The following is a 22,672-nucleotide window of genomic DNA, read 5'->3' as shown; positions in this document are numbered from 1 at the left end:
GACCTTTGCTTACTTTGACGGCCTCAATGCATCACCACCCTGCGCATTTTTTGTGAGATATAAGCCAGGCTGACCAGGCTCATCAAAGCACACATCAGAAAGGCGATGCCAACGGCCACCACACTCAGGGTTTCGCCTTTCAGTACCTGGTTCATCATCTGGTTTTGCGACAAAACCGGCACCCATTGGAACCACGCAGGCTCGCGCCCCGGGAAGATGATAGGCACCAGCGATACAAAGGGGATGAACATGGTCACCATCTGGTTGCGTACCTGGGCCTCCTTATAGCTTTTACAGTCCAGTGAAATCGCAATCTGTATGGCGGCAACACTGGCTGCCAATGGCAGCAAGACCAGCAAAAAGCCCATGGCATCCTTGAAGTTGAATTGAAATTCAGCACGCAAGGTTTCATTATGGATCAGCCATTGCGAGGGGAAAAAGCTGAAGATGGTCAGCACCACCACACCCATGCCGACGATGGCGACTGCGCCCCACTTACCGATAGTCAGTTGCCAGCCGTTGACGGGGTTCATCATCAGTGGCTCCAGTGAGCCACGTTCGCGTTCGCCTGCCGTGGTATCAATTGCGGCGTACATGCCACCCAGGACGATGGCCATCAAGACCATCATGGGCAGCATGGTGGTGATGGTGGCCTTGCGTTCTTCCGGTTTTTTGATATGGCGCTCACGTATGTCTATGCGCTGCAATAATTCCAGCGATACACCACGCATGGCAAGCCCCAATGTAGCAAGCTCCTGCGAATAGCCATCCAGCAAACGACGCAAGGGGCGCACACCAAATTCTGCCTGGCGGTTCGAGGTGTCGAAGGCTATTTCCAATGTACCCTTGGCACCTGAGGCCAGTTTTTCATCAAAATCATCCGGGATCAGCAAGACGGGCTGGTCAAGTTCCTTGCTTTGTGATTTGGCGGCATAATCGTCAGGCGCTGTTTTGATTTGATAACCCTGACGCAGGATGAAATTTTCCAGACCACGGGCATGTTCTATACCTTTGACCATGACAGTGCGTTTTTCTTCCTGAGATTCAACCTGGGTCAGCACTACAGAAAAAATCAGCAGCATCAATGGCACGCCCAGCAAAGAGCTGATCAGGGCTACCATCAGGGTGCGGCGGTCACGCAAGGCATCGCGCAATTCCTTGCGCAGGATAGCTAAAGTAGCTTTCATCAATTCACTCCTGTCGGGGATTTTTGTGGATGCAGGAATGCCAGTTTGACGAAGGCATCTTCAAAATTATTTTCACCGGATTGCGCCAGCAATTCTTCTACCGTGCCATGCGCCACATCCTTGCCCTGGGCAACGATGACAACCTGATCGCACAGACGCTCTACCTCTTGCATGATGTGGGTAGAGAAAATGATGCACTTGCCGCCACCTTCTGGCGAGCGCAAGAAGCGCAAGAATTCTCTCAGTGCGCGGGTAGCCACCACATCCAGGCCATTGGTAGGTTCATCAAGGATGATGTTTTTTGGATCATGCACCAGCGCTCTTGCCAGCGCAGTTTTCATGCGCTCACCCTGACTGAAGCCATCAGTGCGGCGGTCCAGCAATTTGTCCATATCCAGCCAGTGCGATAACTGCTGGGTACGTTGTTCCGCATGCTCAGTATCCATACCATGCAGCACACCATAGTAATGAATATTTTCCCTTGCAGTCAGGCGTGGGTACAGACCTCGTGCATCAGACAACACACCCATATGTGATTGGGTCGATGAAGTGCCCGCTTTGACAGCCGTGCCATCAACCGTGATCTGGCCTTCATCGGATTGCAAGAGTGCGGCGATCATGCGCAGCGTGGTGGTTTTACCTGCGCCATTCGCGCCCAGCAAACCTGTGATGCATGCATCATTGGCGCTGAAACTGACCCCATCAACGGCCTTCACTACCTCACTGGTTTTTTTCATCAAGCCCAGGCTGCGGGCGGCATTGACAAAAGTATTGCCCGACGATTTGCCGAGGCGCACAAATTCTTTGTGCAAGTCATTGACGATGATCATGGCTTGGCCTCCTTACCAGCTTTGTTGGCAGCGGGTGGCACGGGTGCCTGCCAGGCCAGGGCGCGTGGGATCTGGCGCACGCAGGCAGTATCAACCTTGACGGCTTCACTGTCTTCCTTGGCATTCAAGAAACGGTGTACCACGTCGCGTATGCAACCTTGCCCCAGCAAACCGTGGCCAGTGTTTTCTATCACGACATGGCGGGCATTCGGGCCCAGTGCCTTGGCGACTTCATCACCGTATCTGGTCGGGGTGACAGGATCAAGACCGCCACTGAGCAATAAGGCAGAGGAAGCGGAGACTGGCACTTTGAAGAAGTCTGCCGGTATTTCGCTACGCGGCCATTTTTTGCAGGTCTGTGTATATTGCTCCGCCATGAGTTTTTCAAAGTCATCATTAGCGGGCAAAGTCGCAGACTGGGCAAAAGCTTCGCCACACCAGACCGAGAAATGCATGCCGTAAGAAATGCCACCAGGCCCCGGCAGATTGGTAGCGCCTGTCATGGTAACCAGCGGTGCATAATTGCCCTGCTCTGCCTGAGTCAAAGCATACGGCAAAGCGGCCAGCGAATTGGGGCTGTACAAGGACTTGTGAACCAGCCCCAGCAAACTGTCGCGCGTCATCTCAGTCTTCATAGTCGTGCCCATGCGTGGGTGCGTGAAGCTGATTTTCTGTGGCTGGCTGGCCAGCAGTTTTTTCCAGCGATTCTCCAGGTCCGGGTAACTGGTATTGCAGGCGACTTCTTTTTTACAATCCCTGAACAGGGCATCGAGCGCTTTTTGTGCATCGGCACTGGCCAGGCGCATGCTAGGCGGCACCACGCCATCGAGTACGATGCGGCGCACTGATTGCGGGAACTGACGCAGATATTCCAGCCCGGCACGCGTGCCATATGAAGCACCGACGACATTGATGCGGCCATAGCCTTGCTGCAGGCGCACGGCTTCCAGATCTTGCATGGCGATACTGGTGCCAAAGTATTGCAGCTCGCCATAAGGCAGGGTCTGCAAATGGCGCATGCAATCATCAGTAACTTTAACTCTTTGTTCCGGTGATAAAACTTCTTCAGCTTTTTCGAGTTCCGGGCATTCCAGAGGCGCACTGCGGCCAGTGCCGCGCTGGTCGACAAACACCAGGTCGCGACGGCGGTTCAGGCGCGCCATCAGGCCTGTACCCCAACTGGCGACACTGATGGCACTTTGCCCTGGGCCACCGGCCAGCAAAAAGACCGCATCCGGCAATTTATTCCTGTCCTGCGAAGGGACAACCACATAATGGATGTCTATCTGCTTGCCTTGTGGTTGCGCCGGGTTCAAAGGTCTTTGTATCTGGCCGCATTGTACTTCTTGTGGGAAGTCTGGAAGACGGCAAGCCTTGGTGGCAGTGGTGGAGGCGGCGGCATTTGCGTGCGCTGTCACCGCGCTGCATAGCGCCAGCCCGGACATGAGCCTGAGCATGAATCTTTTGTTCAAAGTGGTCTCCTGAAACTGCTTTACTTGATTACTTGCTTACTTGAATAGCAAGTTCAGGAGTCTAAGCGCAATTACTCAATCAGTAAATGGCAGTTGTGATTGCGTGCCAATATTGGTCAGCAAAGTCTTGATAGGCGCAGGCAAACCCAGTTGCATTGCTTCACTGAGCGGATGCCAGCCATGCTCACCCTCTGCAACTTCCAGACGACGTTTTTTGAGTTGCACGTGCACCGGCAAGATGTGCAGTTTGAAGTGGGTGAATACATGGGCAAAGACTGGCAAGACCTGGATACTGGCGATGTCGCCGAAATGGCTGGCACGTGTTCGCACTGTGGTCATTTGCGCATCGACAGAGAAGGCATCATCCTCGCCGCTATATTCTTGCATGCCTGCCAGCTCGGGCAGTGATAGCAAACCACCCCAGATGCCGGTGGGTGGCCTGCGTTCCAGCAAGACTTCTGCGCCATCCTGCATCAGCAGCATGATGGCCTGTTTTTCTTTTTGCGCCTTTTTTGGTTTGCGTACTGGCAGCTCTGCCGTCCTGCCCTGAGCATAAGCCACGCAACGTTGCTGAAAGGGGCATAGAGTACATTTGGGGCTGCTACGTGTGCATACCGTAGCACCCAGGTCCATCAGGCCCTGAGTGTAAGCACCTATATCTTGCACTGGCAATAAAGCCTGCGCCCGCAACCACATATTGTCTTCAACGGGTTTGGTACCAGGATAGCCATCTATGCCAAACACACGGGCGAATACGCGCTTGACGTTGCCATCGAGGATTGCCGCTACCGTGCCATAAGAAAATGCCGTGATCGCCGCTGCGGTAGAACGGCCTATGCCTGGCAAGTCTTGCAGCAAGGTTGGGTCAGCCGGAAACTTGCCCTGGTATTTATCCACCACCTGTTTGGCACATTGGTGCAAATTGCGTGCACGGGTGTAATAGCCCAGACCACTCCAGTGTTCCATGACTTGCTCAACCGGCGCGGCAGCCAGGCCAAACACGGTAGGAAAAGTTTCCAGGAAGCGTTTGTAATACGGAATAACTGCCGTGACCTGGGTCTGCTGCAGCATGATTTCAGACAGCCATACGCGATAGGCCTCGTGGCTTTGCTGCCAGGGCAAGCCGTGGCGGCCATGCTGTTTTTGCCAGGTAATGAGCGCGGCAGAAAAACTCGGATCGAAGTACGGGGCGAGGTTTGGGGCAAAGTTTGGTGATAAAGCAGATTGAGATTCAGGCTGAACCCGAGGCTGACCCGCCGGGTCAGCCTTGCTGCGTGATGCTGTGGACTTCATTATTTCAGGCAGCCACCCTGAGTGCAGTCAGTTCTGCAGTCAATGCTGTTCGCAGGGTATCTTCCAGATCAGTCAGCGCTTTTTTCTGCGCATCGATATCTGCCTGCAAGCTCTCGAACGATGTGATCTTGTCTTCCAGGCTGTCGGTCGCCACATGAATACGCTGTATCGATTGCATGCGGTTTTTCAACTGGCCTTTGTGCTCGCGTATTTGCGCTTCCAGCGGGGCCATGACGACTTTTTGCCAGGCTTCGACATCGCGGTTCGCTTGCAAAAAGCTTTGCTTGACGCGGGCAGCAACAGAATCAAAGAACTTGTGCATCAACACCACTTGTGGTGTGGTCAGCAGGGTCGCGGTACTGAACTGCTTTTGGTAGACAGCTTCAATAGCTTCGACTTCCTTGATGTATTTGTCGAGCGAGAAAGACATCGGTGCCGACAGTGCCAGACCATGCTCAGTCGAAAATTTGCGGTACATGACCGTCATCATTTCCGAAATCTCATCCGTCTTTTTATTCGATGTCTGCAGGTTCAGTTTAACCTGAGAAAAGAACTGTTTGACCGAATCACGCAGGCCAACCGAGAACTTGCTCTTCTCCATCGATTCACGCGATTTGCGGATTTCTTCACGCAGGATGTCCATGCCCAGGCTGGTATACACCTCGGTAGACAAACGTGTGAAGACCGAACGTGTACCCTGCATGCGCAAGAGGCTAGCGTCGAATTCTTTTTTCTCGGCATCGATGCGCTTCATCATGTGTTCGATGACGTTCATGTTCTTGCCGCGCAGGCTCTTCAACTCCATCATCTGCTCAACCATGCTACGGCTGCGGGCAGAGATAACTGCCTGTTGCGCGTGGATGATTTCATTGATTTCTGAAGACATCTGTGCACGGATGATGTTTTGCTTGGCCGGTATCAATTCCTTGGACAGCGCATATTCCAGGGTAGGAAGGCGGCTGCGTGCCAGCAAAGGCGCATCTTTATTAATCTTGGCAACCAGGCCTTTTTGCGCAGAAATAGGGAAAATCTGCTTTTCTTCCAGACCCAGGGTATGGGCAACGGTACTGACCTGGCGGACGATTTGCGCTTCCACCTCTTCAGGCGTGCGCAATTCATCCCACATGCTGTCTATCTTGTTCAGGACGACCATGCGGCCAGGGCCATTGCCGATATTATTGCGCCAGACATCAATATCGCTCTTGGTCACGCCAGTGTCTGCGGCCAGGATAAACAATACGGCATGTGCATTCGGGATCAGGTTCAGTGTCAGTTCAGGCTCGGTACCTATCGCATTCAGGCCCGGGGTATCGACAATGATCAGACCTTCCTTGAGCAAAGGATGGGGAAAATTGATAATGGCATGACGCCATTGAGAAATCTCTACCAGGCCATCTTCATCGACTTCCAGCGGTGCATCGGGGTCGTTTTCATCAAACAGGCCATATTGCTTGGCCACGTCTATGCTGACTTTTTTGGTCAGGCTGACTTGCTTGAAGGCTTCCAGCATGCCGTCACCAGAACTGATGTTCAAGGGCAGCACGGTCCAGACATGGCTTTGGCCCTTGTATTCACTGGTCGACTGCGCTTCAGCGCGGGTTTCTATCGGCAACAGGCGTATGCAAGGCGGGATGGTATCGTCATACAAAAGCTCGGTCGGGCACATGGTAGTGCGGCCGGCAGATGACGGTAAAATGCGTTGGCCATAGTCTGCAAAGAATATGGCGTTGATGAGTTCGGACTTGCCGCGTGAAAATTCAGCAACAAAGGCGATGGACAACTTGTCGTCAACCAGACGTTCCATCAAACGCGCAATGCGTTGATCACTGGCGGCATCGGCCATATCCGATCCATGTATCCATGACCGGTACTGCTCCAGCGCTTTGACCACTCCTTTGCGCCAGTCGCTGTACTCCTGGAATTTCTGAACCAGATTGCTCATGTTCCCCTCAGTTAACTTTTTTGATATTCCAAGTATATATGGAAGCGTTGAAAAAATACGCGTAAATCGAATTTTGCCCCCAATTCGGCTGGATTTGTGGGTTTATTTCTGACATTTTGCACAATAAAAGCTGCTGCGCTGCCCTTGTTTTATCTGTCTTATGGCTTCACCGCAGACCCGGCAAGGCTCGCCAGTGCGGTCATACACGAAATAAGACTGCTGAAAATAGCCGCTTTGCCCATCCACACCCATGAAATCCTTGAGGGTGCTGCCACCCTGTTCTATCGCTGCGGCCAGCGTTGCACGTATGGCCGCTTCCAGTAAAGTATAGCGCGCCAGACTGATGCGTCCAGCCTGAGTTTTAGGATTGATGCCCGCCCTGAACAGGCTTTCTGATGCATAAATATTACCAACACCAACCACGATGTCCCCGGCCAGCAAGACTTGCTTGATGGGGGCACTACGTTTTCTTGTTAATTTATATAACAATTCTGGATTAAATCCGGCTTCCAGCGGTTCCACACCCAGCTGGCGTATCAGCAAATGCTCTTCCAGGTCGCCGTCGACAGCATCGTGCCAGAGTACCGCACCAAACCGGCGTGGGTCTGTCATGCGCAGGGCAAATTCACCGACGACAATATCAATATGATCATGCTTTGCCGGTGGCACATTTTTATCCAGCACACGCAAATGGCCGGACATACCAAGATGTATGAGCAAAATACCGTTCTCAAAATGCAATAACAGATACTTGCCCCTGCGGCCAGTCGCCAATATCTGCCTCCCTGTCAGCAGGACAGGTAAATTGGTAGGGAAAGGCCAGCGCAAGCCAGCCCGGCGCATGATCACGTCGGTGACCTGTTTGCCAGTCAAGTGTGGCTCTACACCACGGCGAGTAACTTCTACTTCAGGTAATTCTGGCATGGGCGGGAACTTTTACTATTACAATCTGACACAGTGTATATACGCAGTGAAACCCACAGTTCTGCTGCTTCAGCGTAAAATCAGTCATCAACGTCAAATCCGGATTCGTTTTGAAAACACTGCCTACTATATTATTTAACCCTATTGTATCCGCAATATCATCCATGTCTGCCGCTTCAATGTGGCGACCTGCGGCGCTGGTATTAAGCGCCGCCCTGATCAGCGGATGTGCAAGCGTAGGTAAGCAAAGCGGCGAAGCTGTTGAAGATACCCATCATGTCAGCGATGCGGCACAGGCTGCCCTGTCTGCTGAAAAAACCCTGAACGGCGTCAGCAGCGCACCGGTCCATGAAGACCCTTTGCCTGAAGTAAAACTGACTGAAGAAATATTCTACAAAATCATTACCGCAGAAATCGCCAATCAGCGTGGCAGCTGGCAAGGTGCCTACGTGACCCTGTACTCAGTTGCCGAACAAACCCGTGACCCGCGTATTGCCAGACGGGCTGCTGAAATCGCCCTGGCGGCCAAACAATCGGGCGAGGCCTTGCAGGCCGTGCGCCTGTGGCGCGAGCTGGCACCAAATTCAAATGAAGCCACCCAGTATTATCTTGGCTTCATGCTGATGAATAATAATCTGGCTGAAATTCAGTCTGTTTATACTCAAAAGCTGAAATCATCCGAGCCCAAGCAACTGGGAGTGATGATGTTGCAGGCACAGCGCTTATTGTCACGCGCACGTGATAAGAATACCGCATTCAGCACTCTTGAAACCCTGCTGGAACCGTATAAAAACAGTCCCGATGCGCATATGGCGTTGGCCCAGGGCGCATATGCCAAAGGTGACAACAAGCTTGCCGTCAGCGAAGCACAGGCAGTCTTGAAAGCCAGGCCTGATTCACAACTGGCGATACTGACGGTCGCCCAGGCATCTTCGCAGGCAGATGCGGCCAGGTCATTGTCTGCTTTTTTGGTAAAGAACCCCAGCGCCCGCGATGTGCGCCTGGCCTATGCCAGCATACTGATAGACCTGAAACAACTGGACCAGGCAAACCACGAATTTGAAACCATCGCGCGCGACAGACCTGATGACATCAGCGCCATCTACACCCTGGGTGTGCTGGCGATGGAACGCAATCAGTCGCAAAAAGCCGAAACCTATTTCCTGCAATATCTGCAGGCACTGGAAGGCAAAAGCGGCGAAGAACGCGACCCGACTACCGCCCTGGTGAATCTCTCGCGCATCGCTGCAGACCGCAAGGACTACAAGGCAGCACAAGACTGGCTGGCGCAGGTGGAATCTTATGATGGCCGCAATCCTGCCTGGTTCAATGTGCAGATACGCCGCACCTTCTTGCTGGCCAAGGAAGGCAGGCTGCTGGAAGCACGCGCCTTCATACAGCAAATCAAGGCCAGCAATGAAACCGAGCAGATCCAGCTGATACAGTCAGAAGCGCAGTTATTGCGTGATGCAGGTATGCCGGATCAAGCCAAAGCCGTGCTGGAACAAGGCATCAAGCAGGCACCAAATAACCCCGACTTGCTGTATGACTTTGCCATGCTGGCCGAGTCGCAAAAAGACATCAGCAGCATGGAAGCATCACTGCGCAAGGTCATAGAGCTGGCACCAACCAGCCAGCACGCTTATAACGCCCTCGGTTATTCATTTGCTGACCGCAATGTACAACTCGATGAAGCAAATACCCTGATAGAAAAAGCCAACCAGCTGGCACCGGATGATCCCTTCATTCTTGATAGCCTGGGCTGGGTCAAGTTCAGGCTGTCCAAATATGACGAAGCTGAACAAGCCCTGCGCCGCGCCTATCAGATGCGTCCTGATGCCGAGATAGCCGTGCATCTGGGTGAAGTCTTGTGGACCATGGGACAGAAAGATGATGCGAAAAAAATCTGGCGCGATGCCCAGAAAAAAGATCCGGAAAATCAAACGCTGAAGTCCACTCTGGAAAGATTGAAAGTCAAGCCCTGATACCAATCTTGTTCATGATATATACATCAGGGTTTTGATATAGAAGTACAGTGGCGGACAGACAATGTCCGCCTTGTCATTTATACGCAAACATACGCACAACCAACACAGCAAACATGTCATCAAACACCCGATTTAGTCTGCTCGCTTCAGCTTTCTTTTGCACCTTGCTCAGCACAGGCTGCGCCAGCCTGAACAGCCAGACACAAGCCCCTGCGACTGCAGGGGCCAATACTGCCACCATAGCCACAACTGCCAGCGCCCGGCAATATCAGCAACAGATACAAATCAGCGGCAAGATATCCATCCAGTACCAGCAGGCTGACAAGCCCCAGAGCCTGCCAGGCGGCTTTGAATGGGAACAGGATGCCAAAGGCATACGCATCAATCTCTTGTCACCCCTGGGCCAGACCATGGCACGCATTACGCAGACTGCACAAGGTGCCATACTGGAACAGGATGGCAAAACCCCACGCTCAGCCAGCGACCTTGACCAGTTATTGCAAGATACCCTGGGCTGGTCTTTGCCGGTAGCAGGTTTGCGCGACTGGCTGCAAGGCTTTGTCGCCATCGACGGCAAACAACTGACTGCCGTGAAAGCAGAAGACCAGACCGTGACTACCCAGGGCTGGAAGCTGCGCTATGTCAGCTGGCATGAACAACCCAGCTTTCCGAAACGCATAGACTTGCAAAGATATACTGAACAGGCTGGCGATATCTCCATCCGCATCGTGGTGAATGAATGGAAATGAGCAGACTGGACAATTGCCCTGCCCCCGCCAAACTCAACCTGTTTTTACATGTGACAGGCCGCCGGGCAGATGGTTATCATTTGCTGCAAACCGCCTTCCAGTTGATAGACCGTTGCGATTATCTGGATGTGGAAGTGCGTGCCGATGGCCAGATACACCGCTGCAATGAAATAGAGGGCGTGCCTGCGGACAGCGATTTGATCGTCCGTGCAGCAAGATTATTGCAAACCCATACCGGCTGCACTTTGGGTGCGAACCTGACTTTGCGCAAAAACCTGCCCATGGGTGGCGGCCTGGGTGGCGGTTCATCTGACGCGGCCACTACCCTGCTGGCGCTAAATCATTTATGGCAAACCGGCGTCCAGCGCGATGAGTTGATGAAACTGGCCCTGCAACTGGGGGCAGACGTGCCATTCTTTCTATTCGGAACAAATGCCTTTGCAGAAGGGGTGGGAGAAGAATTGCAGGCCCTGGTCACGCCAGACGTCTGGTTTGTGGTGCTGGAGCCAGGCGTACAAGTCCCCACGCCTGCAATTTTTTCGGCAAAGGAGTTGACAAGGGACACAAATCCGGTCAGAATAGCGGACTTTTCCAGTGATGCAAAACATAATTGGAAAAACGATCTGCAAACAGTTGCTTGCGCATTGTTTCCGCAAGTTGATGCAGCCATTAAGTGGCTCTCACAATACGGCGATGCAAAGATGACGGGATCAGGAGCTTGTGTTTTTTGTGCCTTTGCCGACGAAACGGCAGCAGACATAGTGTTAAAGCAAGTACCGGATCGCTGGACATCATGGAAAGCAAAAGCGCTGAGTAGCCACCCGATGGCGCAGAAATTGGGATCGAAAAATATTTGGCTTGAAGCCGGTTTAACGCTAAAATAGCGGCGAACTTGGAAACAGGCAAACGGTTGTGTAGGGGAGTCGCCAAGCTGGTTAAGGCACCGGATTTTGATTCCGGCATGCGAAGGTTCGAATCCTTCTTCCCCTGCCATTAAATTAAAGCCGCCGCATAGATTGTGCGGCGGCTTTTTCAGTTTTATCAGCGGCTATTTTTGTGTAAAACCCATGCAAAATAAGCCAGACCCACAAAATCTCAGCCGATAGGTCCCAGCCATGGCAAATGCGCGCGCAAATGACAACATGATGGTTTTCACTGGCAACGCCAATCCTGCACTGGCTGCCGGTGTTGCCAAACAACTCGGCATCCCCCTCGGCAAGGCAGACGTTTCCAAATTCTCTGACGGTGAAGTGATGGTCGAGATCAACGAAAACGTCCGTGGTAAAGATGTGTTCGTTTTGCAATCCACTTGCGCACCCACCAACGACAACCTGATGGAAATCATGTTGATGGTCGATGCACTGAAACGTGCTTCTGCCGGTCGTATCACTGCTGCTATCCCTTATTTTGGTTATGCCCGTCAAGACCGTCGTCCGCGTTCTGCGCGTGTGGCGATTTCTGCCAAGGTCGTTGCCAACATGCTGGAAGAAGCCGGTGTAGACCGCGTGTTGATCATGGACTTGCATGCTGATCAAATCCAGGGCTTCTTTGATATCCCTGTCGACAATATTTATGCTTCGCCAATTTTGCTGGGTGACCTGGTCGCCAAGAATTACGAAGATTTGCTGGTAGTGTCCCCTGACGTGGGTGGTGTGGTACGTGCCCGTGCCCTGGCAAAACGCCTGGGTTGTGACCTGGCCATCATCGACAAACGCCGTCCAAAAGCAAATGTCTCTGAAGTCATGAACATCATTGGTGAAGTTGAAGGCCGTAACTGCGTCATCATGGATGACATGGTTGACACTGCCGGCACACTGACCAAAGCTGCTGAAGTATTGAAAGAGCGTGGTGCCAAGAAGGTATTGGCTTACTGTACTCACCCTGTTTTGTCTGGCCCTGCGATACAGCGTATTTCGCAATCGCCGCTGGATGAACTGGTCGTGACAGACACGATCCCGCTGACAGAAGCTGCCCGTGCCTGCTCCAAGATACGTCAATTGTCTTGCGATAGCCTGCTGGCAGAGACTTTCCGCCGCATCACCAAGGGCGAGTCTGTCATCTCCTTGTTCACGGACTAAATCTTTTTCCGGCCCTGCCATCTCCTTGATGGCAGGGCTATTTTCTGGGCCCCTGGTCGCGGGGGTTCAACACCGCAAAACCGAAAAACGGTTTGCATTTTTTGGAGTAACACCATGAAAGTAATCGCATTTGCACGCAATGTACAGGGGACCGGAGCGAGCCGCCGCCTGCGCAATGCTGGCCAAACACCTGGCATCATCTACGGCGGTACAGAAGCACCAGTCGCCATCACTCTGGATCACAATGCGCTGTACCATGCATTGAAAAAAGAAGCATTCCACTCTTCCATTCTGGACCTGGAAGTTGATGGCAAAGCAGAAAAAGTATTGTTGCGCGACTTCCAGGTCCACGCATACAAACAACTGGTTTTGCACGCTGATTTCCAACGCGTAGATCCTAACCAAAAAATCCACGTTAAAGTGCCTCTGCACTTCATCAACGCCGACGTATCCCCAGCTGTAAAACTGTCTTCCGCAGTGATCAGCCACGTTGCTGTTGAACTGGACGTTTCCTGCTTGCCAGCAGACTTGCCAGAATTCGTTGAAGTTGACCTGTCCAAACTGGAAGCCGGTCAATCCATCCACGTATCCCAACTGACACTGCCAAAAGGCGTGACAGCTGTTGTACACGGTGGTGACGCTACTGTTGCTATCGCTGTTGTGCCAGCTGGCGCAACTTCTGCAGAAGCTGAAGCAAAATAATTTGCATTCATGCGAATTAAATGAAAGCCGCCTTCGGGCGGCTTTTTTATTAGGACTTACGAAAAACCGCCCCAGCTGCGTTGTAGCTCCTAGCCGTACTAAACACCTTAACAATCCCCTCAGAAGCCTGATTTATTTTTTAAATGCAGGAAACTTTGCATATGCATCATGCGAGAATAGATATTACTATTTCTACTATCACTGATTTCCGGAGTTATTCGCATGCCCTCCCCCTCCTGCCGCAAGCTATGCCTGAGTCTGCTCATTCCCCTGTGTTTCACCATAATCAGCCCTGCCAGCCAGGCGCAACTGGCGGCTGGCATCAAATACGATACCAGCTACCCCATCATCAGCCCGGTCTATGCCAAACAAGGCATGGTGGCGACTGAGCAGGCGCTGGCGACCCAGGTTGGCCTCGACATACTCAAACGAGGCGGCAATGCGGTAGATGCTGCGGTGGCAGTTGGTTTTGCACTCGCTGTAGTCTTGCCGAACGCTGGCAATATAGGTGGCGGCGGTTTCATGATTATTCATGACAGCAAATCAGGTAAGGACATCGCGCTGGATTTCCGTGAACTGGCACCAGAAAAAGCCAGCCGTGACATGTATCTGGATGCGAAGGGCAATGTCATCTCTGGCAAATCCCTATACAGCCATCTGGCAGTCGGCGTGCCTGGCACGGTGTCAGGCATGGACCTGGCTCTGCGCAAATACGGCAGCATGAAATGGAAGGATGTCATCGCCCCCGCCATACGTCTGGCCGATCAGGGCTTTGAGATCAGCCAGCATCTGGCAGAGCTGATCGATTCCAGCAAGAATCAGTTGGGCAAATGGCACGCCAGCCGGGCAATTTTTTTCAAGGATGGCAAACCCATGCTGGCCGGTGAGCGCTTGCTGCAAAAAGACCTGGCGCAATCACTGCGCCTGATTGCCGAGCAAGGCCCGTCAGCGTTTTATGAAGGCGCAATCGCAAAAAAAATCGTCGCTGAAATGCAGCAGCATGAAGGTTTGATTTCTACCAGCGACCTGAAAAATTACAAGGCAGTGGAACGCGTCCCGGTACGCGGTAATTATCGCGGCTATGAAGTGGTCTCGATGCCGCCACCCAGTTCTGGTGGCGTGCATATCATCCAGATGCTGAACATGCTGGAACATTACCCTCTGAAGGAACAGGGAGCGAATAGCGCCCAGACTCTGCATCAACTCAGCGAGGTCATGAAACTGGCTTATGCTGACCGTTCTGAATTCCTGGGTGACCCTGATTATTACAAAGTGCCGACCAAGGCCCTGACTTCACGCGCCTATGCTGGTGAACTGGTCAAGAAAATACAGCCAGACCGTGCCACACCTTCAAGCGAGATCAAGCCTGGCAAACCCCTGCCCTATGAAAGCGACCAGACCACGCATTACAGTGTGGCCGACAAATTCGGCAATATCGTCGCCACCACTTACACCCTGAACCTGAACTTTGGCAGCGGCATCGTCGCCACTGGCACAGGCATCGTCCTGAATAATGAAATGGATGATTTCTCGGTCAAGGCAGGCGTACCAAATGCCTTTGGCTTGCTGGGTGGCGACGCCAACGCTGTACAAGGCTGGAAGCGGCCTCTAAGCTCGATGTCGCCCACGATAGTGCTCAAGGATGGCAAGCCCTTTCTGGTGACTGGCAGCCCCGGTGGCAGCCGGATTATCACCACGACGCTGCAAACCATACTGAACGTCATAGACCATGACATGAACGTGGCAGAAGCCACCATCTCGCCGCGCATACACCAGCAATGGATGCCAGACCAGTTGCGCTTTGAAAAAGGCATCAGCATCGACACCCTGCGTCTGCTGGAACAAAAAGGTCAGGTACTGCGCCCTGCTGCCACTCTGGGCAAAACCCAGACCATACAAATTGTGCCACAGGGTTTTGCCGGATATTCTGACCCGCGCAACCCGGATGGTGCTGCACTTGGGTTTTAAAGTTTTTCAGCCAGCCAGGACAGGATTTACCTGTTCAGGCTGATGTATCAAACAGCATCGCAAACTTCACCACCGCATACCATCTCACGTCGCGTCGCACCACTTCAGCCACATTGCTCGGTAAGCTTCCTCAACCTTGCGGGTAAATCCTGGCTCATCCATCAAGGCGCTGTTTTGCATTTCCTGGCGCAATCCTGCCCTGATACTTGCCAGTTGCTCTACATTCTCTGCCAGCGCAACGACTTTCTCTACATATTCATCTTCTGTATGCGCTATCCATTCCGGGCGCCCTAAACCTTCAAGTATGCAACTACCCAGGCGTCCCAGGCTTGGCCGACCTGCCAGCGTCACAAAGGGCACACCCATGTGCAGTGTTTCAAACAAGGTGGTGCCAGAATTATGGGGGAAGCAATCCAGCCCTATATCAAGTGCCCTGAGCGTGTCCCAGGGTGGAGAATGAAAGCCGATATCAAGACGGGATTCGTCTATACCCTGGGCAGCAAATTTGTCCAGCAAGGACTGCCGCAAATTCACATCCTGATAATTTGCGCTGTCGACCACCAGCACTGCATTTTTTAAGCGCTTCAGTATTTCTGACCAGACCCTGATGGTCCGGTGATTGATGCGTATGGACCTGGTCAATGTGCCTATCCTGATATGACCATTCCTCAGTGCCGGCAAAAGACTTACCTCACCCATGCCTGGTGCTGGCCTGTAAGCGTAGGAAGGTGCCCGCAATCGCCAGGGTTGTTCGGCAAACAGGGTTTCGCTGCCGGCAGGGGCACTGACATCATCGGTCAGCATGTAATCAATTGCTGTCAAGCCGGTGGTATAGCCGTAACCGAGCCAGGAAACCTGCACCGGGGCGGGTCGCCGTGCAAATACCGACAGGCGGTTATTGGCAGTATGACCAGCCAGGTCGACCAGGATATCAATCCCGTCATTACGTATGCGCCCGGCAAGTGCAGCATCTGTCAGGCCACCGGTTTCTATCCAATGGTCAGCATAGCTTTTATAGCGCTCGGTGACACCATCAGCCACACTGAGCTGGGCGTAGGCATACACTTCAAACAAAGTCTTGTCATGATGACACATTAATGGTTCAAGGAAATATTGAACCGGATGGCGGCTAAAATCTGGCGATACATAGCCAATTTTTAGTCGTCGCTGACGATTTTTGTCATTGCCGAAGAGCAACCACTCACTTCGATAACGATTTGCATAGAGTTTTTCATAATCTTGGTAAGCAGCAAAAATTGCTTCTGCGCTACGGTCAGGATCATAATTAAGCATGAACAGCAGATTGCTATACGCCTGGGCATAGCCGGGGTCAAGCTTGACTGCCTGCCGGTAACTGTTCTCGGCCTCTTCCAGTTTGCCTTGTCCGGCGAACAAACCGGCCAGATTGGTATAGGTTTCTGTTACGTCACTGCCTATCTGCAAGGCTTTGTCATAGCATGCCTCTGCATCAGAGAAACGATTGATCATGCTATAGGTGTTGCCAAGATTGTTGTACAACAAGACAGAATGCGCATCATTGGCGATGCCTTGCTGATAGATGGCAATGGCTTCCAGATACTGCTTGCGCTCGTGCAAAATGATACCCAGATTGCAATACGCTCCAGGCAATTGCGGCTGCGTGGCAATGGCTTGACGATAGCTTGCTTCAGCTTCACCCAGCCGGTTTTGTAGCTTATAAGCATCCCCCAGACTGATCATTGCGTCAGCAAAATCCGGACGTAAGTTCAGGGCTTGACGAAAATGGGTAATTGCCAGATCAGTTTGCAAAAGATGACGAGCCACCAGTCCAAGATTATGGTGCGTTTCTGCATGTTGAGGGTGGATGCGCAGGGCCTGCTGGTATTGCTCCTTTGCCTGGGCGAATTGCCCTTTTGCCTGATAAATCACGCCCAGATTACAATACGCAGCGAAATGCTGTGGGTTGGCTGCAATGGTGAGCTGATATTGCTCTATTGCCTCCTCCCACAAATCATGTTGTTGCAGCAATGTCCCCAGATTGAAATGCGCATGACTGAAACCCGGCTTGAGCTCAAGCACTTTTTGATAAGCAGAACGTGCCTCGTCAGGCTTGCCCAATGAGGTCAGCGTAACGGCTAGATTGAAATAGGCAAGATGGTTTGCTGGCTGCAACTTTATTACATGTTCATAGCATACCAGCGCCCCGTCAAACTGCCCGATTACATCTAGCGTCAGGCCAAGATTGAGCTCTGCCTCAGGGAAATCTGTTTGTATCTGCAAGGCGCGTCGATAGTGAATTTCAGCTTTGCCATAGTCTTGCTGATCATAGAAAACATCACCCAGCTTGTTATTCAAGTTTGCATCATCTGGCTGTTCTTCCAGGACCTGCTGGTAATAGCGAGCGGCATCACTAAGCTTTCCATCACGGTAGCTACGCTCAGCCAAATCAGAAAGACTGGGAACTGCGTCCTCATGCACATCACTGGCGTTGGCAAGCTTTCCAGAGGCATCTTTCGCAGGAGCCGTATTACTCGTTGATGAAAATTGCTTCTTTAACCAATTCAGCATTACTTACCCTTAACATTGTTTTTCCTTGGGTGCAACAAGGTGAAGAATTGTAAATCCTATCTGCAAAAAAGCGTCAAAAAGTTGCGCCTGCCCTTCACTACTCCTAGCATAGCAATAATAAAACTCGTGTGGTTTGGCACAGAATTTGCTGAATACCCTTAACCACACTGTTCCTGGTTGTAAAGGAGAGAAAAATGCAACACAATTTTGTCAAACTGCAGCGCGGCTTCACGCTCATAGAGTTAATGATCGTCGTTGCTATCATAGGTATTCTGGCTGCGATTGCCATACCTCAATATTCAGACTATGTATCACGCACAAGAGCTGCAGGTGCCATATCAGAACTCAATAGTCTGAAAAAAGAAATGTCCATTTGCTTCCAGAATGAGAGTGCCTGGACCAATTGCACAGCCATGGGTAGTAATTCCATCCCGACCGTAGTTACATCCAAGTTTTTGCCTGGTGCACCTCCCGCTATTTCGGCTACTGGCGTGATTACTCAGGCTGCGACAGGTGCGACAACCAGCGCAGGCGTACCTTTGAGTGTTATTTTGACACCGTCAACATTGCCGAATCAAGCTAATCTGATCTGGGCCAATACAGGTACCATTTGCGATCCTGTCCGTGGCATGAAGCCTGGTCAAGGTGCTTGCTGATTATTGTCATTAGAACTCATTTCATAAATAGGGTGAGATGCGTTTGCCTCATAACATGTGCTGGCAAAGGTAAAGCAGGGGTTTCGTGCGGCATGCTGCACGCCTGCGTACGATGTGCGCTTGCAAGCGCACATGCGCCCTGCAAGGGGACGAGGCAGTCAATAGCGGTGCTATTGATCACGAGTCGAATTATCAAAACCTGCAGACCAGTACGCGTTATGAGGCAAACCCTTAGTGAACTGACGATTTGGGCGCATTGCAGCGCGTAGTGTGTCACCCCCTCCCTCGCCAAGGCACCAGCCTTAGCTTCACAGGGTACACACCTCATGCCTTGCACTGCATCCCAAATCGTCTTGTTCGCACTCATCCTATTTATGAAATGAGTTCTACTATTCGGCATACTGGCTCAACACATTGAGTGTGATGGGTTGAAAAGTCACTTACCTTACTTGTCAGCAGTCAGTCACGCCTACCAAAACTAAAAAAGACAAATACTGACCTTGAGAAATAGACTCTCAAATCTCTTGAGTAATTGCAAACCATGCTTGCATGTATATGATTAGCTCTGTTTTTTAATTCAGAAATTTGCCAGTATCAGGCCAATTCTTCAGTAATTAGTTCATGCATGGTCACTGCCGAGACTACCTGAAATTAAAAAAACAAATTGAACTCCAAAGGTTAATGAATAGCTTTTGGAGTTTTTTCATTTACGAACACTGAGGTAGTTCAAGGCAGCTGTCAAACAAGAATAATTGTGTGATAAGCAGCTCATGGATTTTCCTGGCACAAGACCATTTAAGGCTATTTTGCTGAACGACTACACCAAAAACTTCATCGCGATACTAAAACCAGAATTTTCCTGCCTCAATCAATACGGATGTGTCGAAAACCTCGAGCCAAATTCTTCGCTGTATCCATAAACGCATATAGCAAACGGTTCAGCACAGAACTCTTGCGTTCACTCTTATCCGTGAAATGAGAGACTGATCAGCATCCGCCCTGGCCTGCTTTCAAGCCACGGACGGGATCACAGATAGTGCCAGAAGCAGTCCACAACATATTCGCCTGACCAGACAAAGTCGACGGCGTCAGTGTTACAGACAAAGCGGTGCCTGCACTGGTTGTCGCACCCGTAGTCGCTTGAGTAATAGCGCCCGTACCCGCGATAGCCGGAGCTGCCCCTGTCAGAAATTTGGATGTAACAACAGTGGGTATTCCATTGCTCCCCATGCTTGTACAACCTGTCCACGTCCCGTCAGTTTGAAAACAGAGTGACATTGCTGTCTTCAAGCTATGCAATTCGGCAATCGCGCCTGCTGCCCTGGTACGGGATGTATAGTCGCTGTACTGAGGCAAGGCAATCGAGGCCAGAATACCAATAATAGCCACAACGATCATCAACTCGATGAGGGTGAATCCTTTTTCCAGTTTTTTCAATTGGGATCTCATATTGCTTCTTTGTCTTTGATCATTTGCTTATCATACCCTGACAACATATCTAGTGGGCAACTTGAATTCTCAATGCAAAAGAAGCAAAATTATATTAAAAAAAGCCCGGGTCAGTTTGAACTGAACCCGGGCTTTTTTAAGAATCACTGATGTGATTATGGGCAACCGCCTTGACCGCTTTTCAAGCCGCGAACTGGATCGCAGATTGTGCCTGATGTTGTCCACAGCATATTTGCCTGACCAGACAATGTAGATGGTGTCAGTACGGCACCCAGAGCTACACCAGCACTGGTTGTAGCACCCGTTGCAGCTTGAGTGATAACGCCAGTACCAGCAGTGATAGCAGGAGCAGCTGTTGTCAGGAACTTGGAAGTAACTACAGTAGGGATAGCATTAGAGCCCATTGTTGTACAGTTAGTCCATGCACCTTCGTTTTGGAAGCAGATAGACATGGCAGATTTCAGGCTGTCCAGCTCTGCAATCGCGCCAGCTGCACGCGTACGGGATGTGTAATCAGAATACTGAGGAATAGCGATCGCAGCCAAGATACCGATAATTGCAACAACAATCATCAATTCGATCAGTGTAAAGCCGCGTTGCAACTTTTGAGGTATAGTTTTCATGAGAAACTCCTAAAAAAAAATTAACATGAGGTACTACAACGAAAAAATATGCAGAATTTATGCCAGCAATGACTTGAAATAACAGCAAAAATAAAATTGCTGAATGGTTTCTTCAGTTCAGGATTGGTAAACAGCTGGCGATGCTGCTAATTAGCGACATCTGTTTGATAATGCTAATCACTTTTTTATTGAAATGCAAGAATCAACCAGCTTAGAACGCTGGGCGCAGCACTTGTCCCTTGCTCACAGAGGAAAACTGCCATCGTTGCTACGGTGACTTCGCAGTAACTCAAACTCGTTGCGCTATGAAAAATGGCCTGGTAAAAAATTCTACCAGGCATTGAAGGCATTACTTAATTAACGCCAATATCGTTGGCATACTGAAAAGAGACCTTAGCGTTACAAGCTAATGGTCGTCTCAATTCGATCAGTGTAAGCAGTGCGACTATTTAAATATAATTTCACATCCATTCATAAAAAAAGCCCGGAGGTCACTTCGCTCCGGGCTTTTTTAAAAATCACTGATGTGATTATGGGCAACCGCCTTGACCACTTTTCAGACCGCGAACTGGATCGCAAATTGTGCTGGATGTTGTCCACAGCATATTTGCCTGACCGGACAATGTAGATGGTGTCAGTATGGCACCCAGGGCTACGCCAGCACTGGTTGTAGCACCCGTTGCAGCTTGAGTGATAACGCCAGTACCAGCAGTGATAACAGGAGCAGCTGTTGTCAGGAATTTGGAAGTAACTACAGTAGGGATAGCATTAGAGCCCATTGTTGTGCAGCCAGTCCATGTACCTGTGGTTTGGAAGCAAATAGCCATTGCAGATTTCAGGCTGTCCAGCTCTGCAATCGCACCAGCCGCACGCGTACGGGATGTGTAATCAGAATACTGGGGAATAGCGATCGCAGCCAAGATACCGATAATTGCAACAACAATCATCAATTCGATCAATGTGAAGCCGCGTTGCAACTTTTGGGGCATAGCTTTCATGAACAACTCCTATAAAAAAATAACATGGGATCCTAAAGCAAAAAAAATGCAAGATCTATGCCAGTAGTGATTTAACAAAAACAAAAATAACTGCTGAACGGCATTCTTTATTTCAGAAGTGGTCAACAGTCGGCGATACTGCCAATCAAGAGCATCATTTTTTTGATGCAATCGGCATCTTGTTGACCTACAAAATTCAACCAACTTTGAGCGCCTGACACATCACTTTCCCTGCTCGCAGAGAAAACTACTGCCATCTCTCAATTTTATTACCCTATGGGAAATGGCTGGATAGAAAATTCCACCAGACATTGAAGGCATTACCTTAATGAACGGCTATATCGTTGGCATACTGAAAAGAGGCCTTAGCGTTACAAGCTAGTGGTCGTCTCAATTCGATCGATGTAAGCAGCACGACCATTTAAATATAATTTCACATCCATTCATAAACAAAAAAGCCCGGCAAACCGGGCTTTTTTGAAATCACTGATGTGATTATGGGCAACCGCCTTGACCGCTTTTCAGACCACGAACTGGATCGCAGATTGTGCTGGATGTTGTCCACAGCATATTTGCCTGACCAGACAATGTAGATGGTGTCAATACTGCACCCAGGGCTACGCCAGCACTGGTTGTAGCGCCAGTTGCAGCTTGAGTGATAACGCCAGTACCAGCAGTGATAGCAGGAGCAGCTGTTGTCAGGAACTTGGAAGTAACTACAGTAGGGATAGCATTAGAGCCCATTGTTGTACAGTTAGTCCATGCACCTTCGTTTTGGAAGCAGATAGACATGGCAGATTTCAAGCTGTCCAACTCTGCAATCGCGCCAGCAGCACGAGTACGGGATGTGTAATCAGAATACTGAGGGATTGCGATCGCAGCCAAGATACCGATAATTGCAACAACAATCATCAATTCGATCAGTGTAAAGCCGCGTTGCAGCTGTTTAGGGATAGCTTTCATTATGAACTCCAGGAAAAAGTTGAAATCAGGAACTACGCTTCACATGTAGCAATCACCGTGCCAGTTTTTGTTTACTGGGCAACTACGCATTTTCTTATGCGGAAATCGTAAGTTTCATGAATCATCGGACAAGAAGTGACGAAATGCGTCAATAGTTGACATTTTATCCATGCTAATATTTGTCAATGTTTGTGTCAGATCACAAAGACGACTGACAAGTCTGTCAGTCATGTAAAAAATTGTTTCAAGACTTGATACAAATTTGAAAAGAATATTTCTTGGCGCCAGAACTACGTTGCACAC

At 50.6% G+C, this 22,672-nt stretch carries 18 protein-coding genes and 1 tRNA gene; 8 read left to right on the top strand and 11 right to left on the bottom strand.

Features of this window, described 5'->3' with window-relative positions; all coding sequences use genetic code 11:
* Nucleotides 1-23 precede the first annotated feature (23 nt).
* The 6 genes from AC3WQT_RS17740 to mutM form a co-directional block, all read right to left on the bottom strand.
* A complete protein-coding gene (locus AC3WQT_RS17740) occupies nt 24-1,187 on the bottom strand; it encodes an ABC transporter permease (protein ID WP_492705615.1) in 1,164 nt (387 codons plus the stop codon).
* Nucleotides 1,187-2,017: an ABC transporter ATP-binding protein gene (locus AC3WQT_RS17735; protein WP_492705613.1), complete on the bottom strand. Its 831-nt coding sequence runs from the start codon at nt 2,015-2,017 to the stop codon at nt 1,187-1,189. Before AC3WQT_RS17735 ends, AC3WQT_RS17740 begins: the two co-directional genes overlap by 1 nt.
* Nucleotides 2,014-3,489 carry an alpha/beta hydrolase gene (locus tag AC3WQT_RS17730; protein ID WP_492705611.1) on the bottom strand — a complete coding sequence of 492 codons (1,476 nt, stop codon included), beginning with the start codon at nt 3,487-3,489 and terminating at the stop codon, nt 2,014-2,016. The genes AC3WQT_RS17735 and AC3WQT_RS17730 overlap by 4 nt, the downstream gene beginning before the upstream one ends.
* 75 nt (nt 3,490-3,564) lie before the next feature.
* A complete protein-coding gene (gene mutY, locus AC3WQT_RS17725; protein WP_492705609.1) occupies nt 3,565-4,782 on the bottom strand; it encodes an A/G-specific adenine glycosylase in 1,218 nt (405 codons plus the stop codon).
* A 4-nt stretch (nt 4,783-4,786) separates the two neighbouring features.
* Nucleotides 4,787-6,724, bottom strand: a complete 1,938-nt coding sequence (locus tag AC3WQT_RS17720; RefSeq protein WP_492705607.1) for a dynamin family protein — start codon at nt 6,722-6,724, stop codon at nt 4,787-4,789.
* A gap of 102 nt (nt 6,725-6,826) precedes the next feature.
* Nucleotides 6,827-7,648 (bottom strand): bifunctional DNA-formamidopyrimidine glycosylase/DNA-(apurinic or apyrimidinic site) lyase, encoded by an 822-nt coding sequence (gene mutM, locus AC3WQT_RS17715; RefSeq protein WP_492705605.1) that lies wholly within the window; start codon nt 7,646-7,648, stop codon nt 6,827-6,829.
* A gap of 164 nt (nt 7,649-7,812) precedes the next feature.
* Between mutM and AC3WQT_RS17710 the strand changes: the two genes are divergently transcribed.
* From AC3WQT_RS17710 to ggt, 7 genes are all read left to right on the top strand, one after another.
* On the top strand, nt 7,813-9,633 hold the full coding sequence (locus AC3WQT_RS17710) for a tetratricopeptide repeat protein (protein ID WP_492705603.1): 1,821 nt from the start codon (nt 7,813-7,815) through the stop codon (nt 9,631-9,633).
* A gap of 116 nt (nt 9,634-9,749) precedes the next feature.
* Nucleotides 9,750-10,385, top strand: a complete 636-nt coding sequence (lolB, locus tag AC3WQT_RS17705; protein WP_492705602.1) for a lipoprotein insertase outer membrane protein LolB — start codon at nt 9,750-9,752, stop codon at nt 10,383-10,385.
* Entirely contained in the window at nt 10,382-11,269 is an 888-nt protein-coding gene (gene ispE / locus AC3WQT_RS17700) for a 4-(cytidine 5'-diphospho)-2-C-methyl-D-erythritol kinase (protein ID WP_492705600.1), read from the top strand. Before lolB ends, ispE begins: the two co-directional genes overlap by 4 nt.
* A gap of 32 nt (nt 11,270-11,301) precedes the next feature.
* Nucleotides 11,302-11,378, top strand: a tRNA-Gln gene (locus AC3WQT_RS17695).
* Nucleotides 11,379-11,500: 122 nt separating this feature from the next.
* Nucleotides 11,501-12,463, top strand: coding sequence for a ribose-phosphate pyrophosphokinase (locus AC3WQT_RS17690; RefSeq protein ID WP_162039708.1), 963 nt, complete (start codon nt 11,501-11,503; stop codon nt 12,461-12,463).
* A 114-nt stretch (nt 12,464-12,577) separates the two neighbouring features.
* Complete coding sequence (locus AC3WQT_RS17685; RefSeq protein WP_492705598.1) at nt 12,578-13,165, top strand: 50S ribosomal protein L25/general stress protein Ctc; 588 nt, start codon at nt 12,578-12,580, stop codon at nt 13,163-13,165.
* 222 nt (nt 13,166-13,387) lie between these two features.
* Nucleotides 13,388-15,133 carry a gamma-glutamyltransferase gene (gene ggt / locus AC3WQT_RS17680; protein ID WP_492705597.1) on the top strand — a complete coding sequence of 582 codons (1,746 nt, stop codon included), beginning with the start codon at nt 13,388-13,390 and terminating at the stop codon, nt 15,131-15,133.
* A gap of 84 nt (nt 15,134-15,217) precedes the next feature.
* Here the strand turns inward: ggt and AC3WQT_RS17675 are convergent, their stop codons facing one another.
* Nucleotides 15,218-17,680: a tetratricopeptide repeat protein gene (locus AC3WQT_RS17675; protein ID WP_492705595.1), complete on the bottom strand. Its 2,463-nt coding sequence runs from the start codon at nt 17,678-17,680 to the stop codon at nt 15,218-15,220.
* A gap of 194 nt (nt 17,681-17,874) precedes the next feature.
* On the opposite strand from AC3WQT_RS17675, the gene AC3WQT_RS17670 reads away from it, so the two are divergent.
* Nucleotides 17,875-18,336 carry a pilin gene (locus tag AC3WQT_RS17670; RefSeq protein ID WP_492705593.1) on the top strand — a complete coding sequence of 154 codons (462 nt, stop codon included), beginning with the start codon at nt 17,875-17,877 and terminating at the stop codon, nt 18,334-18,336.
* 987 nt (nt 18,337-19,323) lie between these two features.
* Here the strand turns inward: AC3WQT_RS17670 and AC3WQT_RS17665 are convergent.
* From AC3WQT_RS17665 to AC3WQT_RS17650, 4 genes are all read right to left on the bottom strand, one after another.
* The gene (locus AC3WQT_RS17665; RefSeq protein ID WP_492705591.1) at nt 19,324-19,785 is read right to left on the bottom strand and encodes a pilin; all 462 of its coding nucleotides are present in this window, start codon (nt 19,783-19,785) and stop codon (nt 19,324-19,326) included.
* Between the two features lie 155 nt (nt 19,786-19,940).
* Complete coding sequence (locus tag AC3WQT_RS17660; protein WP_492705589.1) at nt 19,941-20,408, bottom strand: pilin; 468 nt, start codon at nt 20,406-20,408, stop codon at nt 19,941-19,943.
* A gap of 530 nt (nt 20,409-20,938) precedes the next feature.
* On the bottom strand, nt 20,939-21,406 hold the full coding sequence (locus AC3WQT_RS17655) for a pilin (RefSeq protein ID WP_492705587.1): 468 nt from the start codon (nt 21,404-21,406) through the stop codon (nt 20,939-20,941).
* A gap of 495 nt (nt 21,407-21,901) precedes the next feature.
* A complete protein-coding gene (locus AC3WQT_RS17650; protein ID WP_492705585.1) occupies nt 21,902-22,369 on the bottom strand; it encodes a pilin in 468 nt (155 codons plus the stop codon).
* Between the last annotated feature and the right edge of the window lie 303 nt (nt 22,370-22,672).

The organism is Undibacterium sp. FW305-107, assembly GCF_058788535.1.
Note: the sequence above shows the minus strand (reverse complement) of the source record. Positions and strands in the feature narration are given on the sequence as shown.

Bases quoted from the DNA above. Each gene is read 5' to 3' on its own strand.
- AC3WQT_RS17665 (WP_492705591.1), bottom strand. From the start codon at position 19,785: ATGAGATCCCAATTGAAAAAACTGGAAAAAGGATTCACCCTCATCGAG.
- AC3WQT_RS17670 (WP_492705593.1), top strand. From the start codon at position 17,875: ATGCAACACAATTTTGTCAAACTGCAGCGCGGCTTCACGCTCATAGAG.
- AC3WQT_RS17690 (WP_162039708.1), top strand. From the start codon at position 11,501: ATGGCAAATGCGCGCGCAAATGACAACATGATGGTTTTCACTGGCAAC.
- AC3WQT_RS17735 (WP_492705613.1), bottom strand. From the start codon at position 2,017: ATGATCATCGTCAATGACTTGCACAAAGAATTTGTGCGCCTCGGCAAA.
- mutY (WP_492705609.1), bottom strand. From the start codon at position 4,782: ATGAAGTCCACAGCATCACGCAGCAAGGCTGACCCGGCGGGTCAGCCT.
- AC3WQT_RS17685 (WP_492705598.1), top strand. From the start codon at position 12,578: ATGAAAGTAATCGCATTTGCACGCAATGTACAGGGGACCGGAGCGAGC.
- lolB (WP_492705602.1), top strand. From the start codon at position 9,750: ATGTCATCAAACACCCGATTTAGTCTGCTCGCTTCAGCTTTCTTTTGC.
- AC3WQT_RS17675 (WP_492705595.1), bottom strand. From the start codon at position 17,680: ATGCTGAATTGGTTAAAGAAGCAATTTTCATCAACGAGTAATACGGCT.
- AC3WQT_RS17650 (WP_492705585.1), bottom strand. From the start codon at position 22,369: ATGAAAGCTATCCCTAAACAGCTGCAACGCGGCTTTACACTGATCGAA.
- AC3WQT_RS17660 (WP_492705589.1), bottom strand. From the start codon at position 20,408: ATGAAAACTATACCTCAAAAGTTGCAACGCGGCTTTACACTGATCGAA.
- AC3WQT_RS17720 (WP_492705607.1), bottom strand. From the start codon at position 6,724: ATGAGCAATCTGGTTCAGAAATTCCAGGAGTACAGCGACTGGCGCAAA.
- AC3WQT_RS17740 (WP_492705615.1), bottom strand. From the start codon at position 1,187: ATGAAAGCTACTTTAGCTATCCTGCGCAAGGAATTGCGCGATGCCTTG.
- ispE (WP_492705600.1), top strand. From the start codon at position 10,382: ATGAGCAGACTGGACAATTGCCCTGCCCCCGCCAAACTCAACCTGTTT.
- ggt (WP_492705597.1), top strand. From the start codon at position 13,388: ATGCCCTCCCCCTCCTGCCGCAAGCTATGCCTGAGTCTGCTCATTCCC.
- AC3WQT_RS17710 (WP_492705603.1), top strand. From the start codon at position 7,813: ATGTCTGCCGCTTCAATGTGGCGACCTGCGGCGCTGGTATTAAGCGCC.
- AC3WQT_RS17655 (WP_492705587.1), bottom strand. From the start codon at position 21,406: ATGAAAGCTATGCCCCAAAAGTTGCAACGCGGCTTCACATTGATCGAA.
- mutM (WP_492705605.1), bottom strand. From the start codon at position 7,648: ATGCCAGAATTACCTGAAGTAGAAGTTACTCGCCGTGGTGTAGAGCCA.